This is a genomic window from Rhizobium sp. WYJ-E13, from assembly GCF_018987265.1.
Classification (GTDB): Bacteria; Pseudomonadota; Alphaproteobacteria; order Rhizobiales; family Rhizobiaceae; genus Rhizobium.
The window spans coordinates 4022501-4037744 of the sequence record NZ_CP076853.1; the positions used below are offsets into that span (position 1 = coordinate 4022501).

A 15244-nucleotide genomic window follows, 5' to 3' on the forward strand; every position below is an offset into this window, starting at 1 on the left:
AAGGTTAAGAGGAGAGGTGCAAGCTTTGAATCGAAGCCCCAGTAAACGGCGGCCGTAACTATAACGGTCCTAAGGTAGCGAAATTCCTTGTCGGGTAAGTTCCGACCTGCACGAATGGCGTAACGACTTCCCCGCTGTCTCCAACATAGACTCAGTGAAATTGAATTCCCCGTGAAGATGCGGGGTTCCTGCGGTCAGACGGAAAGACCCCGTGCACCTTTACTATAGCTTTACACTGGCATTCGTGTCGGCATGTGTAGGATAGGTGGTAGGCTTTGAAGCAGGGACGCCAGTTTCTGTGGAGCCATCCTTGAAATACCACCCTTATCGTCATGGATGTCTAACCGCGGCCCGTTATCCGGGTCCGGGACAGTGTATGGTGGGTAGTTTGACTGGGGCGGTCGCCTCCGAAAGAGTAACGGAGGCGCGCGATGGTGGGCTCAGACCGGTCGGAAATCGGTCGTCGAGTGCAATGGCATAAGCCCGCCTGACTGCGAGACTGACAAGTCGAGCAGAGACGAAAGTCGGTCATAGTGATCCGGTGGTCCCGCGTGGAAGGGCCATCGCTCAACGGATAAAAGGTACGCCGGGGATAACAGGCTGATGACCCCCAAGAGTCCATATCGACGGGGTTGTTTGGCACCTCGATGTCGGCTCATCGCATCCTGGGGCTGGAGCAGGTCCCAAGGGTTTGGCTGTTCGCCAATTAAAGCGGTACGTGAGCTGGGTTCAGAACGTCGTGAGACAGTTCGGTCCCTATCTGCCGTGGGTGTAGGAATATTGACAGGATCTGTCCCTAGTACGAGAGGACCGGGATGGACATATCTCTGGTGGACCTGTTGTCCTGCCAAGGGCATAGCAGGGTAGCTATATATGGACGGGATAACCGCTGAAGGCATCTAAGCGGGAAACCCACCTGGAAACGAGTGTTCCCTATCAGAGCCGTGGAAGACGACCACGTTGATAGGCCGGGTGTGGAAGTGCGGCAACGCATGAAGCTTACCGGTACTAATAGCTCGATTGGCTTGATCGTTCTCATTGACTATGCTCATCGCCCGGCGAATGCACCGCATTCGTCCGGTAGTTCGATGAGCCTGACCTTCTGTCCTCACGCGCCATAGGCGCTGCGGACGGCGCGCCGGACAACCGGCGACGCGCTTTGCGCTTGCGGAGCTTTGCTCCGACGGTGCCTCGCGAAAGGTAAGACGTGTTCAAAACCAATCACTGACGACTACTTATTAGTCGCTCAGTGAACCAGCTTCTCACACAAGTTGCGCTTCGCTGACCTGGTGGTTATGGCGGGGTGGCTGCACCCGTTCCCTTTCCGAACACGGCCGTGAAACGCCCCAGCGCCTATGGTACTTCGTCTTAAGACGCGGGAGAGTCGGTCGCTGCCAGGTCTGCTAAACGCAACTCGTGAAAAACGCATGTGCCCGAAGCTGAACAAGCTTCGGAAAGCAACATGCGCAAAATCGACAACAATCTTCTCTGAACGAAACCAACGGCCCAAAGCCGATACAAAGGGCCGCTTCCAAAGCGGCCTTTCGTCTTTAGCGCCCTATATCATGAACACGAGACAAATTGCTTCGCAATTTGCTCGGCAACAATCCGCAAAGCGCAAGCGCTTTGCGTAGCCGCGACAAATCCTACGGATTTGCGCAATCGGTCTTTTGCCAACAGGCAAAAGACCTGGACGGACGACACAAGTGTCGCCTGGATAACGCGGGGTGGAGCAGCCCGTTCGGCCTAAGATCGATCCACCGGATCGATCTCTTAACGGCCTCACCTCGTCAGGCTACGCCTGACATCGCTCCCGGGCACAACGTCCGGAATGAAATATCGCGGGGTGGAGCAGCCCGGTAGCTCGTCAGGCTCATAACCTGAAGGCCGCAGGTTCAAATCCTGCCCCCGCAACCAACGATCCCTGCGATCCACAAAAGCCCCCTCCGCGGGGCTTTTTGCGTTTTTGGGCTTCACCGCTGGCTGCCTGTCCCACCAGTCACATAGTCAAAGCTCACAGGCCCTCGGAAAAATCGCAGCCAGACGGAATAAGTCGGCAGCTCTGTTGTCTACGTTCGTGAAACCGCTCTGCACAACAAGGAGCCCGCATGAACGTCTTTCCTCGAAAAAGATTCCTTCCGCTGTCAGCGTCGATCTTCGTGATCCTGTCCGTTTCCGCGTTGGCCGACGATTCGGCATCGCATCAACACATCACCTCCGCGGTGACCGACGAGACGCCGTTCCTGGCGGAAAACGATGCCGCCATGACGAAGATGATGAACGACATGGCGGTCAGGCCGACAGGTGACGTCAGCAGGGATTTCGTCGAGATGATGATCCCCCATCATCAGGGCGCGATCGATATGGCGCAGGCCTATCTGCGTTATGGCAGCAATGAGCAGCTCAAGCGCATTGCCCAGGAAATCATCGTCGATCAGCAGCAGGAAATCGCCGCGATGCGGCTGGCTCTCGGCGATCCGCTTCCGCCTTCGGAGCCGGCGCCGACACAAGTTTCCCCGCAGAACTCCGTCTCGTCCGGCGTCGGTATGTCGATGACGCCAACGATGGATCCGAACATGAGAATGGGTAACTGAAAGGACCCCGTCATGAAGTCTAGCTTTCTCGCCCTCAGCCTGTTTGCCGGCGCCATGCTGGCACCTTTAACAAGCTCTGCCGGCCAGGCGCCGGGTTCCGCCTCCGATCCGGATATCCCCGTCAGCAGCAAGGATCGCGTCTATGCGGCCGAACAATTCTCCAACACGGTGTCGGTCACCGATCCATCCACCAATAAACTGCTCGGCGTCATCCGTCTCGGGGATCCGCAACCCGGCAATCTGAGCCCGCTCTATCGGGGGCAGGTCCTGGTCCACGGTATGGGCTTTTCGCCTGATCACAAAACACTGGCTGTCGTTTCGATCGGTTCGAATTCGGTGACTTTCATCGACACAGCAACCAATGCCGTAAGGCATACCACCTATGTAGGCCGCTCGCCGCATGAAGCATTCTTTACACCCGATGGCAACGAAGTCTGGGTCACGGTTCGCGGCGAGGATTACATTTCCGTCATCGATGCGCATACCTATGAAGAGAAGCTGCAGATCAAGGTGCCGGCCGGCCCGGGCATGCAGATTTTCTCACCGGATGGCAAATACGGCTACATCTGCTCCTCGTTCAACCCCGAGACCGTTGTCGTTTCCGTCGCCGATCACCAGATCGTCGGTCACATCAAGCAGGAAAGCCCCTTCTGCCCGAACATTGCGGCGACGCCTGATGGCAGGCAAGTCTGGCTCACTCTGAAGGATATCGGCAAGACGCAGGTCTTCGACGCGAAGGCACCCTTTGATCTCATCAAGACGATCGATACCGGGCCGATTACCAATCACGTCAACATCGTGCACAACGCCAATGGCGACTTTGCCTATGTCACCGTTGGTGGCCTCAACCAAGTGAAGGTATACCGCACGGACAATTTCGAACAGGTCGCAACGATATCAGTCGGCAATCTTCCGCACGGCGTCTGGCCGTCCGGCGATGGCACGCGCGTCTATGTAGGCCTCGAAAACGCCGATGCGCTCGCAGCGATCGACACGCTGACGAACAAGGTGATCGCCACCATACCGATCGGCCAGGCGCCGCAGGCCGTCAACTATGTCCCCAACGCAGTCCCCGAGGGCGATGGCATGCAGAACCTCCAACCGCTCGGCGTTGCCGGCCAGGCGGCGCATCTTGCCCTGCGCGCGCTCAAGGCAAAGCAGGGTGGTGTTGCTCCGACCAGTATCTCTCTCTTCGATCAGGGCCTGTCGCAAGTGCTGCAGGCATCGGTGACGGGGCTGGAGCCCAAGAAGCCTTACATTCTTGCGCTCTCCACGCGGGCTGATGGTTCGGGCGATCTTCAGCCGCTGGCTTCGTTCATGACGAACCCGGCCGGTTCGGCGATCGTCAACGCCGTCGGTCCCATCCGGCAGATCGTCCAGAGCAACGAGAAGGCCGAGCGCCGCTATCTTGTTGTCGCCGCAACGGACGAAAAGGGACCCGGTGAAGTCGTCCAGATCGAAGCGAAGTAAATCCCTTCCGCCCGCTGCCTGTGATAGGGTGGCGGGCGAAAGCTCCTGAAGGTAAGCCTCTCATGGGTGACATTCTGCAGCTTGTCGAACCGATGATACCGGCGCTCCGCCGCTATGCCCGCGGATTGCTGAAAGATGCGACGGCGGCCGACGATCTCGTCCAGGATTGTCTGGAGCGGGTTATCGCTCATTGGCACCATCGACGAAACGACGATCCGCGCACCTGGGTCTTCGCGATTCTTCATAATCTGGCTGTCAACCGGTTGAAACAGATGTCGCGTCGTGGCGAGCATCTGCCCTTTGAAAAGCTGGACGAAAGTGCCTTTGCCAGGCAGCCGACGCAGGAAGATAATCTGATGCGCCGCGATATAATTCAGGCGCTGGAGCAGCTTCCGGAAGAGCAGCGCAGCGTCCTGCTACTGGTATCCGTTGAGGATCTGTCCTATTCGCAGACAGCGGCAGTCCTGGCGATCCCGATCGGCACCGTCATGTCGCGCCTGTCGCGGGCGCGCGAGCGGCTGCGGCAGATATTGGAGAATCCGGGGCAGACGGCACAGGGGCCAGTCTCCCATCTTCGGAGAGTAAAATGAGCGTAAAACCGATCACCGAGGATGATCTTCACGGTTTTGTGGATGGTGCACTCGACGAGGCGCGTGAAGCCGAGGTTTCTGTCTATCTCGAAACCCATCCCGAAATCGCCGCGCGGATCGACAGCTACGGCAGCCAGCGGCTTGATTTAAGGGCCGTGCTCAACCCCGTGGCGGAAGAACCGGTTCCAAGCCGCCTGAATCTGGGTCACCTCGTGGAGATGCGTAAGCAAAGCCGACCATCTATCTGGCGCATGGCCGCCGCGGCCGTCGTTCTTCTCGCCGCTGGCGGTTCGGGTGGCTGGATGCTGCATGGCATGTACAGGCAATCGAGTGAGGGCATGGTGGCGCTGGCCGATGAGGCAGTAGACAGCTTCGCGACCTATGCGCCCGACAGGACAAGACCCGTCGAGCTTCGCGCCGACAATACGGCCGAGCTCGTCGACTGGGCGACCGAGCGTATGGGCCGCAAACCGGTGCTGCCGGATCTTTCCAAGTCGGGCTATCGCCTGATGGGCGGCCGAATGATTTCGACATCACATGGCGCTGGACTGATGCTGATGTATGACGATGACCGCGGCACACGTCTTGTCATGCTGACGCGCCCGATGGTCGCCGATCAGAACAAACCCATGGCACCGCATGCGCAGGGCAATGTCGAGGGTTGGAGCTGGGCGTCCGGCGGCATGGGCTATAGCCTCGTCGGTGCCTTGCCGGCCGATACCTTGCATCCGCTAGCCGACGATATCAGGCATCAGACCGAAACCGGTGCCTGAGTTCTGTCATGCCTGAAGCAGGTCGCGCGAAAGTGCGCAGCGGTTGTCTAATCGCGTTTGGTTTTGCGATAACGACATGTATCAAACAAAGACTTAGTGCATGCGTGGGCCGCGTTTCTCGCCGCCGCGCTTTAGAGGCAATCCCATCATGCCTTCGGGTATCTGTTCATCGGCTGCCGGCGCTGCATTATGCAGGCGTAGACGCTCGAGCGCCATGCGAGCAAGCTGGGCATAGGGGATGGCGGCCGGATCGTCAGTGTGGATATCCTGGATCGCGGTCAGAACTGTCTCGGCTTCGGCGAGGCGGCGTGCGGCGATAAGGGCGACACCCTCCTTGTAACGGGCCTGCACCACATGGGGCGCCTGGTCGCCGATGCGGCGGAAGGTCACGACGGCATTCTCATAGAGTTTCAACGCCAATTGTGTATCTCCAAGGCGAAGTGCAATCGGCAGCGGCTCGGCGGTGCGCTCCAGCAATGCCTGATAGGCGGTAAGGGCTTCGGTCAGCTTTCCCCGGTCGAAGAGCAGGTTGGCAAGGCCGAATTCGGCGCCGACATGACCCGGCGAGGATTGCAGGATCTGCGTGAAGACCGTTTCCGCTTTTGCCTTTTCGCCGTTTCGATACATTTCGAGCGCCCGCTCATAAACATATTTGACGCTGCGCGGATGCAGCACGCCGCCCAGATTGCGCCCGTCGCGTGTCCGGAAAAGTGTATAGCTGATCCGCCGCTCGTCAGCGCCGAAGACATATTTGTAGGGTTCGTTTCCGCGCAGGAAATCATAGAACTTGAAGCCGTCCTTGATCGCTCGGCGAATGCAATATCCATGCAGAACGAGGCCTGGAGACGGTGTCTTCCAGTTCTCGTCCCGGCCGGTTATATAGAAGAGGATCGTCTTTTTGGGCCGGTCTACCATGTTGGCGAGAGCGCCGAGCGGCTGTTCGCGGAACCAGAAGACCGGGACATCGAGCGTGCCGCTCCTGAAGCAGTCCATCAGCATTTCACGCGTGGAATTGATGAGCCGCTCCGTCCGCTCCGGCCCTTTGCGCTCCGTCCATCGCGTGCGCCAGAAATCGAAGAGAATGGTGAGGTCCCGGTCAATGGTCTCGGGCGTTGCCATGGTCATCCGGTAGCCCTCATCGCCATCGAGCTTGCGCAGGAAGCGGCGCAGCTTCTGGCGTGTCTGGCTGCTCATCTTGCGGTCCAGATAGTCGTCCCAGCTTGCAGGCAGCGAGACGACCGGGCAGATCGTATTGTCGATATTGTCATGGCTGCTCGGCGCGTTGTCGCGAAACATGACGAGGGGCCCCTGCAGCGCCAGGATCATCTTCTCCCGCCGTTCCGGTGGCCCGCTGAAATGCTCCAGCCTGAGATGCGTCCAGTTCTGCTGTTTGAGGTAAGCGGCGAAGCCGGCGATAGCTTTTTGCTCGTAACCCGGCATGACGATGAGGCCTGTATAATCGGCCGAATAATTCCCGCCCATGACGATTTCATCGTAGAAAAGCCCGCTCTGCTCATCGAGTTTCGTGAGCAACCTCAGTGGCAAAAAGGCGACATAGGGAGCATCCGTCTCCCGCTGGCGCAGTGCGAGGACGAACCACCGGCCGCGGTGCCGCAGAAAGTCTCTCAGCCATGTCCAGGAAAGGAAATGTTGGGCGTCCGGATCGTCTCGATAGACTTGATCCCAGTTGTCGCGAACGGCGTCAAAACCGGCGACGGTATCAATGACATCGATGCGCATGCCCCCTCCCAATACGCCATACCTAATTCGGGAGATTCCAGTCTAATGAGAAACATGGATCTTCAAATAAACCGTCCGGGTGATTCCTTGAGACGAAATGGGATTAGCCCAAGGCAGCCGCTTTAGACAGACAATGTTAGAGCGCTACAATGCGTGGGCTGGCATGGATGAAGGCCCACAGCGCCTTGCTGATATTGACGATCTCGGCAATCGATTTCTCCAGAAGCTCCATCTCTCGGTCATCCATCTGTTCGATCTTGCCGTAGCGGATTTCCTTGTCGTCCTCGACGAGGCGCATGAGTTGCGTGCTGGAGATTTCGCCCTTCTCGTCGAAGGAATAGATGCAGTGATTGTATTTGTTGCGCATCTTCGATTCCTTCTTCAGCCTGGACATGGCAGACAGAACCGCCTTGCGATCCGTGGCAGGCGTCGAAGAGAGCTTTGCGAGGCGCTCGACGAGATCTATGCGCGCGCGCGTCGTGTTGAGTGTCAGGAAGACCACGATCGCCGCCTCCTTCTCCACATTGAGAAGATGGGCGATAATATAGATCAGCAGGCTTTCTGTATTCGTCCAGACATAGTTTAACCGGCCAACACTCAATAAGACATCTGACATAGCCGGCATGCTAAAATCCCTCGGATGAACGCTTATTATACGTAGATCATATCAGATAATTTCTCTAAGTGCTTCGACCATTTCTACGCTTAACGCTCCTTGAATGCGCGTGACATGCTGTCGGCGATCGGCTTGCTCAGATATTCGAAGAAGGTGCGCTCCGAGGTCTGGAGCAGTACCTCCGCCGGCATGCCGGGAACCGGATGGAAGTTGTGAACGCGGGCAATTTCCGAGTCCGGGATCTGTACGCGCACGATGTACACGTCCTTCACGGACATGCCGGCATTTTCCTCAATGGAGTCGGCCGAAACATAGAAGACCTTGCCTTCCAGAACCGGCGTAGTGCGCCTGTTGAGGGCGGTCAGGCGGATTGCCGCCGTCTGCCCTTCGTGAAGCTGATCGATGGAGGTACGCAATACCTGCGCCTCCAGGATCAGCGGCACATGGGCCGGCAGGATTTCCATGATCGGTTTTCCGGTGGTGATGACGCCGCCGGCGGTGTGGTAGTAGGAGCGCACAACCGTACCAGTCACCGGCGAACGGATGACCGTACGCTCCAGAACGCCGGCAGCTTCGTGCAGCTGTTGACGCACGCTGTCGAGGTCGGATTCGGCGGTCTCCAGCGCGTCAAGCGCTGCCTGCTTGTTGGAGTTGACAGCGATGACCGCTTCCTGACGGAATTTGGCGATTTCCGCCTCGCTCTCGTTGAGCTCTCCGTTCAGGCGCGAAATATCGCCCATCGCATCGGCAATGGCGCGCTCGATGGCCAGAAGGTCGGTCTTGCGCATATAGCCGACCTTGACGAGCCGTGCCTTGGAATCCCGCTCGTCCGAGAGCAGCGCCAGTTGCCGTTCGAAGGACTCGCGCTGGCCCTTGTAGCCTTCGAAGCGGTATTCCAGCGACTTGATGTTCTTCTCGATGAGGTTGAGCTGCTCCTCGAGCTTGACCTGCTTGCTGTGGAAGACGACGTTTTGGCTCTGGATGATGGCGTTGATATCGGGGTCGCTCGCCTTTGCCATGACGATGTCAGGAAGCTTGAACTCACGCGATCCCTGTGCTTCGGCCCTGAGGCGTCCAACAACTGCCTCCAGACGCAGCCGCCTCAGCGTCAGCATTCGCTCGTTGGTCAAGGCGGCTGTTTGGTCGAGAGTCACCAGGACGTCGCCCTCCTTGACGATTTCACCTTCGCTGACGAGCATTTCCTTGATGATACCGCCTTCAAGGTGCTGGACGACCTTGTTGTTGCCGGTCGCCACGAAGCTGCCCTGGGCGATGATGGCGGAGGCAAGTGGCGCGGTTGCCCCCCAGTATCCGAAACCGCCGAACGAGCAGAAAAGGACCGTCAGGCCGACAAAGCTGTGCAAACGGATGGAGCGCGGCACGTCGCCATACCATTCGAGCTGCACCGGGCCGGTGGATTCCTGCTTCTTATTTCCCATGGCCGTTACCCTTCGACACGCGGTGTCTGCTGGCCGTTGCGGCCATTGCCCTTGGAGAGTGCCTGGAGGACTTCCATGCGTTCGCCGAACATGGCGACGGTGCCGTCCTTGAGGACCATGATCTTGTCCACGCATTGCAGAAGTGCCGGGCGCTGCGTAATCGTAACTGTCGTGATGCCCTGTTTCTTGGCGTGGATCAGCGCCTTTGCGAGAGCGGCTTCACCCTGTGTGTCAAGATTGGAGTTGGGCTCGTCGAGCACCACGAATTTGGGATCCCCGAAGAACGCGCGTGCCAGCGCGATGCGCTGCTTCTGGCCACCCGAGAGCGGTGCACCATCGGCGGCGACGACGGTCTCATAACCCTGCGGAAAGCCGGCGATCAGCTCATGCACGTCGGCGAGGACGGCCGCTTCATAGATCTGCCGGTCTTCGATGTCGTCGCGCATGCGGCAGATATTGGCCTTGATCGTTCCGGGGAAGAGCTGAACGTCCTGCGGCAGATAGCCGATACTTTCGCCGAACTGTCGCTGGTCCCAGTTGCGCAGATCCATGAGGTCGAGGCGCACATTGCCCGAGGTCGGCAGGATTGAGCCTACCAGCATCTTGCCGAGCGTCGTCTTGCCGGAACCGGAATTGCCGATGATCGCCAGCGATTCGCCTTTCCTCAGTGAGAAGGAGATGCCGTTCAGGATCACCTTCTTCTGTGGCGGCGGAACGAAGAGGATCCGCTCCACATCGAGCCGACCTTCCGGATTGGGGAGGCGCAGGCGCGGGAAGTTGAGCGGCGAGGTGAGCAGCAGGTTCTTGATACGGCCATAGGCGGCAGCCGATCGGTTGAACTGGTGCCAGCCTTCGATTGCCCCTTCGATCGGCGCCAGCGCACGGCCGGAAATGATCGAAGCTGCAATGACCATGCCGCCGGTCAACTCTCCTGACAGCGACAGATGCGCGCCCCAGCCGAGAAGTCCGACCTGCGTGATCATACGGCAAGCCTTGGAAACGCCGGTGAAGATGATGTTTCGATCCTGCGCTTCGACGTGGGATTTCAGCGAGCCGGCGGTTTCCCGGCCCCACATCTTCACCGCCTCGGGGATCATCGCGAGCGCGTTGATGATCTGCGAATTGCGCGACATGGAATCGAGGTGGAAATTCGCGCGGCTGAGATAGCTGTTGGATTCGGCGAACTGTTTTGCCGTGAATTTCTGGTTCAGGTAGGCGATCAGGAACAGCACGGCGCAGCAGACCATGATGATGATGCCGAGATGCGGATGCACCAGATAGACGACGATCACGAAGAGCGGCATCAGCGGCGCATCGAGGAAGGCAATCAGCGTTCCTGACGTCAGGAAGCTGCGCAGAAGCTGAAGGTCCTGCAGGATCTGGTAATCCTTGCCGTTTCCATGCAGCGAGGCGCGGGCGGCCGCACTGAGGATCGGCGCGCCCAACTGGACTTCCAGTTCCACGGCAGTCCGCATCAGGATGAAGCGCCGGACGGAGTCCAGGAAAGCCTGTATGAGGACGGCTCCCAACACCACGATCGAAAGCATCACCAATGTGTCGATGGAACGGCTTGTCAGCACGCGGTCGGAAATCTGGAAGAGGTAGAGCGGTATCGCCAGCAGGAGCACGTTGATGGCGACGGTGAAGACCATCACGATTGCCAGGTTGCGCCTGATGACCGCGATGCCGCGCGCAAGGCTCAAGGCGAAATTTACCGGCTCGCTGCGTTTGTGGAAACCGTTGTTTCCGCCGCCGCCACTACCACCACCGCCGCCGAAATCCGGGTTCCTGCCGCCCCCGCCGCTGCCGGCACGCAGCCGGCGCTCATTTTCTTTCACCGGCCCAGTGTTGCCATCGATCGTCTTGGCGAAGGGAATATCCGGCTTGGCCTTGAACTCGTCGGTTTCACCGGGTGCACGCCGCGCCTCGATACCGGACGTTGCCCGCAGTTCTTCAGCCGGCTGCGGCTTTGTTTCCCGCCCTACGGCATGGACGGATATGTCGTCGCCGGAAAGCCGCCTCTCAGATCGTTCGGTCGGCATCACGGCTTGCGCTTCATCCACTTTCTCTTCAGCAAAAGTCTCGCCAGCCTCGACTTCATGGGGATAGGAAGGCACCTCCCGAGTCAGCTTGCGAAGATGGTCCACTGCATCGTCGATCGCCGAAACGCAGGTCTTGGTCAGAAAATCCTGAGGATTTGCGGCTGTCGAGGATGGCTTGTCGCCACGCAGGTCGAGTGCGCTGGCATTGGCAAAGATCTGTTTTGAGATTTGATTCATCGCCGTCTCTCCCAGGATACGCAGGTCACGCGACCACGGCTTGCATTACATCTGAGGGCTGGGTGGAGGACCATGAAAGGTCATGCCCGCCGTTGATGATGCCATCGCCGCTGTCCGCGCCTTGGGGGCTATCGTCATCGAGAAAGGCGATGACCTCATTGGCAAGTCTCTCGCCAGCCGTCTCGGGCTGGGTGGCATCGTGTTCTATGATCCCGCCCTGGATGAGAATGGCGTCGGAATAGAGCTGACCGGCAACATAGGTGGTCCCGCCGAAGCTGTCATAATCGACGATTTCAGCGATATTGGCGACGATATTGCTGCCTGTATCGATCGTGACCACGGCGTCCTGGTTGTTCTTCAGGAGCTCGGCTGCCGCCCGGGTCACATCGTCGGAATCTCCAAGCACCGCGACCTGCTTGATGATCGTCGTGTCGAAGAGATTGCCGGTGATGTAGAGAACGTTCAGGCCGATATAGCCCTGAAAATTGGGATCGAAGGACAAGCCCTCGGGCATTGTCGGATCACGTTCCTGGATCCCCTTCTCCGCCTCGTGCATATAGTCGGGCATGGTCTCGAAACGATCATTGGCGCCGACATTGTGGATCGCCGCAAGATTCCAGATGAGATCGTTACCGGACTGGATGGTGGCACCATCGTCTACGCCGTCCTCGGCGCGGACCCAGTCGTTGTCGTAGAGAAGTGAAATCTGCGTGATGCTGTTGATATCGTAGACATTTCCGCCGACGATCACCAGATCGTACTGCAGCCCCATTTGGAAGAAGGACGAAAAATTCAGCGTCGTGTTGCCGCCCGTCAGAACCGTCGTTTCCGAGCCGCTCGTCATGACGGTCATGGTGTCGTTGTCACTGACGAAATGATACTGTTCGATCCAGTTTACGAAGGAGACGTCGCCCTCGATGACGCTGACCCGCCAGGCGCCCGGAAAGATGGGGTCGCCATCTGCATCGACCGCCGCTTGCGGCTGCTCGTGTTGGAAAGTGCTGCGTTCGAAGCCTGCAATATTGTAGGCGGCGACACCGGCATTCTCGGCCGCATCGGCTGAGGAATGGAATACCGAGGCGATGTCATCATTGTTGCTGTAGGCATAGACTTGGGTGATAGCGTCGATCTGGTGGTAGTCGCCCATTGCGGCCGTCACGGAAGAGATCACAGCAGTGTTGATGACGGAAACGATGTTCGCGACGAGGTTAGCACCCGCCGTAACCTCCAGGCTGCTTGAGGCAGGATCGTGCTGCTCGATGGATGTCTGGGTTTCGTCGGGTTCCTCCGGTAGTTTGGCCAGCCCCCGGTCCGGCAGCAGATCATCCAGCGCCGGGACCTCCGAAACGAGCTTGCTGTTCATATAGGTTCCGGTGATCTCGTCACTCGCCAGCACGAAATTATGTGCCTGATCATTGGAGCTATCTGCGGGACTGTCGGCCGGCGTTTCGCCCGTTCCGACCGACGTCTGGCCGGAATCCTTCACGGCCCGGATATAGGCCTCCATATCATCGGCGATTTGCTTGACACCCTCGAAGCTGTCGGTCCGTTGCAGGCTGGCAAAGGGAGTGAAGATCGCTGTCTGAGCGCTGAACTCGGCCAGCCGTTCGGTGACGAAGCTCGTATCGCGCGGGGCATGGTTGCCATCCGTCATGTCGAGATAATCGTCGTCAAAGAGAACGTTGATCTGCGTGGCATATCCGACCGCCGATCCGGGACCATTGAAAACGTCCAGCTTTTCCCCGGCCTCGACATCAATGTCCTGCGGGTTGCCGAACCTCGGCAAAGGCACGTCGCGATGGGCGATTTCGGAGAGCTTCTCGATGCTCTCCTCGAAAGGGCGGCCGAACCGGCGGCCCCCGCCATAGACGATCTCATAGCTGACGTTTCTGTAATTGACGTCGGGATCGTAGTCTTTGAGCATGAGATCGGAGGCGAAGGTGGGCGTGGCGGCGACCAGATCGTCAAGCGTCGGATCATTTTCGGCAGGGCCTGTACCCTCCGTCAGTTCCGCGCGCAGCCTCATCTCTTCGGTCGTCGTTTCGAATATGCCGATGAAATGGGCGATGATCTCTGAGAATTTCTCAATTTGCATTGCCTTGGCCCTCCCTATCGAAGAGACGACCGGCCGCGCGGCACCCTTCTGTCGGAGCCGCGCTGTTCGTCAATTCGCACGCAAGCATTTAAACTGCACCGGCCAAAGCCGGTGCAGCCCTTTCTTGTCTTGGAGGTTAGTTTCCGCTGGTATCTTCGCCGACGTCGGAGACATGCGAGTTGCCGCCAATGACGCTGGAGTCCACAGCATTGCTGAGCATGTTCGCGCCCTGGACGAGTTCCAGATGGAAGCCCGAGTTGGCGAGGATTGCGGAAGCATCTGCCGTCGAAGCGCCTGCGACGTCGTCGCCTGTCTTGAGGTCCCAGCCCTTGCCGTCCATATCGACACCGTCAGCACCATGGGCAGTGCCGGCATCCGCACTCAGGTGGTTCTGAGCATCGCTGTTGTTCTGCGCGATGTTCCAGGCCTGATCCTGATCTGCGAGGTGGTTTGCCTGGACAGTGCTAAACACGGAATCGGCGCCCCCGCCGGACAGTGAACCGTTGAGGATATTGTCGATATTGAGGGTGAAGGAGAAGTCATCCCCGATGTCAAAGGTAAGATCATGGCCGGCAACGCCGAGGTTTCCGAAGTCCTTGACATCATCGATGACGGCAAAATCCGTATCCGTCTTGTTGAAGCTGTCACTGGTGTTGAGGCTGTCGGTGGTCGTCTTGGTGTCGGTATCCGTGATCGTCTTGATGTCAGTGTCGATATCCGTCTTCGTGTCGTTATCGCTAACCGCTGTCGTATCGTTATCATTGTAAGACTTGGAATCGTAGCTCCAGTCGTAGTCCGACTTCGTGGTAGTGGTTGTGTCATTGTCGTTGATAGTGGTCGTCTTGGTGTTCGTGTCGTCGTCGGACTTGTAGGACCAGTCGTATTCGTTGTCGCGGTTGTCGCCGTTGTCGGTTTTCACGTCGACGTCAGCCTTGACGTTGATATCTGTGCTGTTGTCGGTGTTGTCGCGATTGTCGCCGTTAGCGATTCCGCCGACGTAACCCGTTGAATCATCATCGATTTCTGTCGAGTTAATGGCGCTGGAAAGGCCGTCGGCCAAGGCGCCCACCTTCACGGTGTCGTCGTCGGAGCCCTGTCCGGGCTTCGGATCATAGGGCATTTCAGTTCCTCCAGGAAAAAAACCGGAGCAGCTTTCGAAATCCCTCTCATCTCAAATGGGATTTTGCTCGCGCTTGCTCCGAGCGTTAACATTGGCAGATGTACTCGATACCTTGTCACCTGCAGTTTCATCGCGATTTGTTGGCCAAATTCTGTATTAGGATCGTGCTTATTCAGTACAAAGACGCACAGATCCGTTCCCGGACTCGATGTGAGCGCGAGCAAAGCAGTCGAACTTCTTTTTGAGTTCCCTCGAAAGAAGACCAAGTATCAAAAACACATGCCGATACTTGATTTTCACGTCGCCGCTTTGGCGACCATTACAAATTGATGGAAAAAAGTGGGTCCCGATAGATATCAATTCGGGCTAAGGCATCTGAAGCCGGTTCATTACTCCAGCTAAGCCAGTGCCGGATCGCAGGCCCGGCGAAAGCTATGTGCGTATTCAGGACGATGTTCCATACCTCGGAATCGGGCGCGTTCGACTGATTGGGATAACGTGAAGTTAAGCTCGAAAGGTTCTCCGTCT

General features: G+C 58.0%; 10 protein-coding genes, 1 tRNA gene and 2 rRNA genes (1 of these 13 only partly in view). 7 read left to right on the forward strand and 6 right to left on the reverse strand.

The features are described 5' to 3' along the window. The 7 genes from KQ933_RS19890 to KQ933_RS19920 all read left to right on the forward strand — a co-directional run. Positions 1-1033: ribosomal RNA gene (locus KQ933_RS19890) — 23S ribosomal RNA — on the forward strand (it extends 1854 nt beyond the left edge of the window). 252 nt (positions 1034-1285) lie between these two features. After that, positions 1286-1400: ribosomal RNA gene (gene rrf, locus KQ933_RS19895) — 5S ribosomal RNA — on the forward strand. A 440-nt stretch (positions 1401-1840) separates the two neighbouring features. After that, positions 1841-1917, forward strand: a tRNA-Met gene (locus KQ933_RS19900). Between the two features lie 191 nt (positions 1918-2108). Beyond that, positions 2109-2594 carry a DUF305 domain-containing protein gene (locus KQ933_RS19905; RefSeq protein WP_216756444.1) on the forward strand — a complete coding sequence of 162 codons (486 nt, stop codon included), beginning with the start codon at positions 2109-2111 and terminating at the stop codon, positions 2592-2594. A gap of 12 nt (positions 2595-2606) precedes the next feature. Then, positions 2607-4064: a YncE family protein gene (locus KQ933_RS19910; RefSeq protein WP_216756445.1), complete on the forward strand. Its 1458-nt coding sequence runs from the start codon at positions 2607-2609 to the stop codon at positions 4062-4064. Between the two features lie 62 nt (positions 4065-4126). Beyond that, positions 4127-4654: an RNA polymerase sigma factor gene (locus tag KQ933_RS19915; RefSeq protein WP_216756446.1), complete on the forward strand. Its 528-nt coding sequence runs from the start codon at positions 4127-4129 to the stop codon at positions 4652-4654. Then, positions 4651-5427 (forward strand): anti-sigma factor, encoded by a 777-nt coding sequence (locus tag KQ933_RS19920; protein WP_216756447.1) that lies wholly within the window; start codon positions 4651-4653, stop codon positions 5425-5427. Before KQ933_RS19915 ends, KQ933_RS19920 begins: the two co-directional genes overlap by 4 nt. A 93-nt stretch (positions 5428-5520) precedes the next feature. On the opposite strand, the gene KQ933_RS19925 is transcribed toward KQ933_RS19920, so the two are convergent. The 6 genes from KQ933_RS19925 to KQ933_RS19950 form a co-directional block, all read right to left on the reverse strand. After that, positions 5521-7167 (reverse strand): GNAT family N-acetyltransferase, encoded by a 1647-nt coding sequence (locus KQ933_RS19925; protein ID WP_216756448.1) that lies wholly within the window; start codon positions 7165-7167, stop codon positions 5521-5523. Between the two features lie 136 nt (positions 7168-7303). After that, on the reverse strand, positions 7304-7792 hold the full coding sequence (locus KQ933_RS19930; RefSeq protein WP_216756449.1) for a hypothetical protein: 489 nt from the start codon (positions 7790-7792) through the stop codon (positions 7304-7306). A gap of 80 nt (positions 7793-7872) precedes the next feature. Continuing rightward, positions 7873-9222 (reverse strand): HlyD family type I secretion periplasmic adaptor subunit, encoded by a 1350-nt coding sequence (locus tag KQ933_RS19935; protein ID WP_216756450.1) that lies wholly within the window; start codon positions 9220-9222, stop codon positions 7873-7875. A gap of 5 nt (positions 9223-9227) precedes the next feature. Then, a complete protein-coding gene (locus KQ933_RS19940; protein WP_216756451.1) occupies positions 9228-11501 on the reverse strand; it encodes a type I secretion system permease/ATPase in 2274 nt (757 codons plus the stop codon). A gap of 25 nt (positions 11502-11526) precedes the next feature. Then, positions 11527-13596 (reverse strand): hypothetical protein, encoded by a 2070-nt coding sequence (locus KQ933_RS19945; RefSeq protein ID WP_216756452.1) that lies wholly within the window; start codon positions 13594-13596, stop codon positions 11527-11529. A 136-nt stretch (positions 13597-13732) separates the two neighbouring features. Beyond that, positions 13733-14716 (reverse strand): MSCRAMM family adhesin SdrC, encoded by a 984-nt coding sequence (locus tag KQ933_RS19950; protein ID WP_216756453.1) that lies wholly within the window; start codon positions 14714-14716, stop codon positions 13733-13735. Positions 14717-15244: the final 528 nt, after the last annotated feature.

Excerpts from the sequence above, each read along its gene's own strand:
- KQ933_RS19935 (WP_216756450.1), bottom strand. The coding sequence starts at position 9,222 with ATGGGAAATAAGAAGCAGGAATCCACCGGCCCGGTGCAGCTCGAATGG.
- KQ933_RS19945 (WP_216756452.1), bottom strand. The coding sequence starts at position 13,596 with ATGCAAATTGAGAAATTCTCAGAGATCATCGCCCATTTCATCGGCATA.
- KQ933_RS19930 (WP_216756449.1), bottom strand. The coding sequence starts at position 7,792 with ATGCCGGCTATGTCAGATGTCTTATTGAGTGTTGGCCGGTTAAACTAT.
- KQ933_RS19920 (WP_216756447.1), top strand. The coding sequence starts at position 4,651 with ATGAGCGTAAAACCGATCACCGAGGATGATCTTCACGGTTTTGTGGAT.
- KQ933_RS19915 (WP_216756446.1), top strand. The coding sequence starts at position 4,127 with ATGGGTGACATTCTGCAGCTTGTCGAACCGATGATACCGGCGCTCCGC.
- KQ933_RS19925 (WP_216756448.1), bottom strand. The coding sequence starts at position 7,167 with ATGCGCATCGATGTCATTGATACCGTCGCCGGTTTTGACGCCGTTCGC.
- KQ933_RS19950 (WP_216756453.1), bottom strand. The coding sequence starts at position 14,716 with ATGCCCTATGATCCGAAGCCCGGACAGGGCTCCGACGACGACACCGTG.
- KQ933_RS19910 (WP_216756445.1), top strand. The coding sequence starts at position 2,607 with ATGAAGTCTAGCTTTCTCGCCCTCAGCCTGTTTGCCGGCGCCATGCTG.
- KQ933_RS19940 (WP_216756451.1), bottom strand. The coding sequence starts at position 11,501 with ATGAATCAAATCTCAAAACAGATCTTTGCCAATGCCAGCGCACTCGAC.
- KQ933_RS19905 (WP_216756444.1), top strand. The coding sequence starts at position 2,109 with ATGAACGTCTTTCCTCGAAAAAGATTCCTTCCGCTGTCAGCGTCGATC.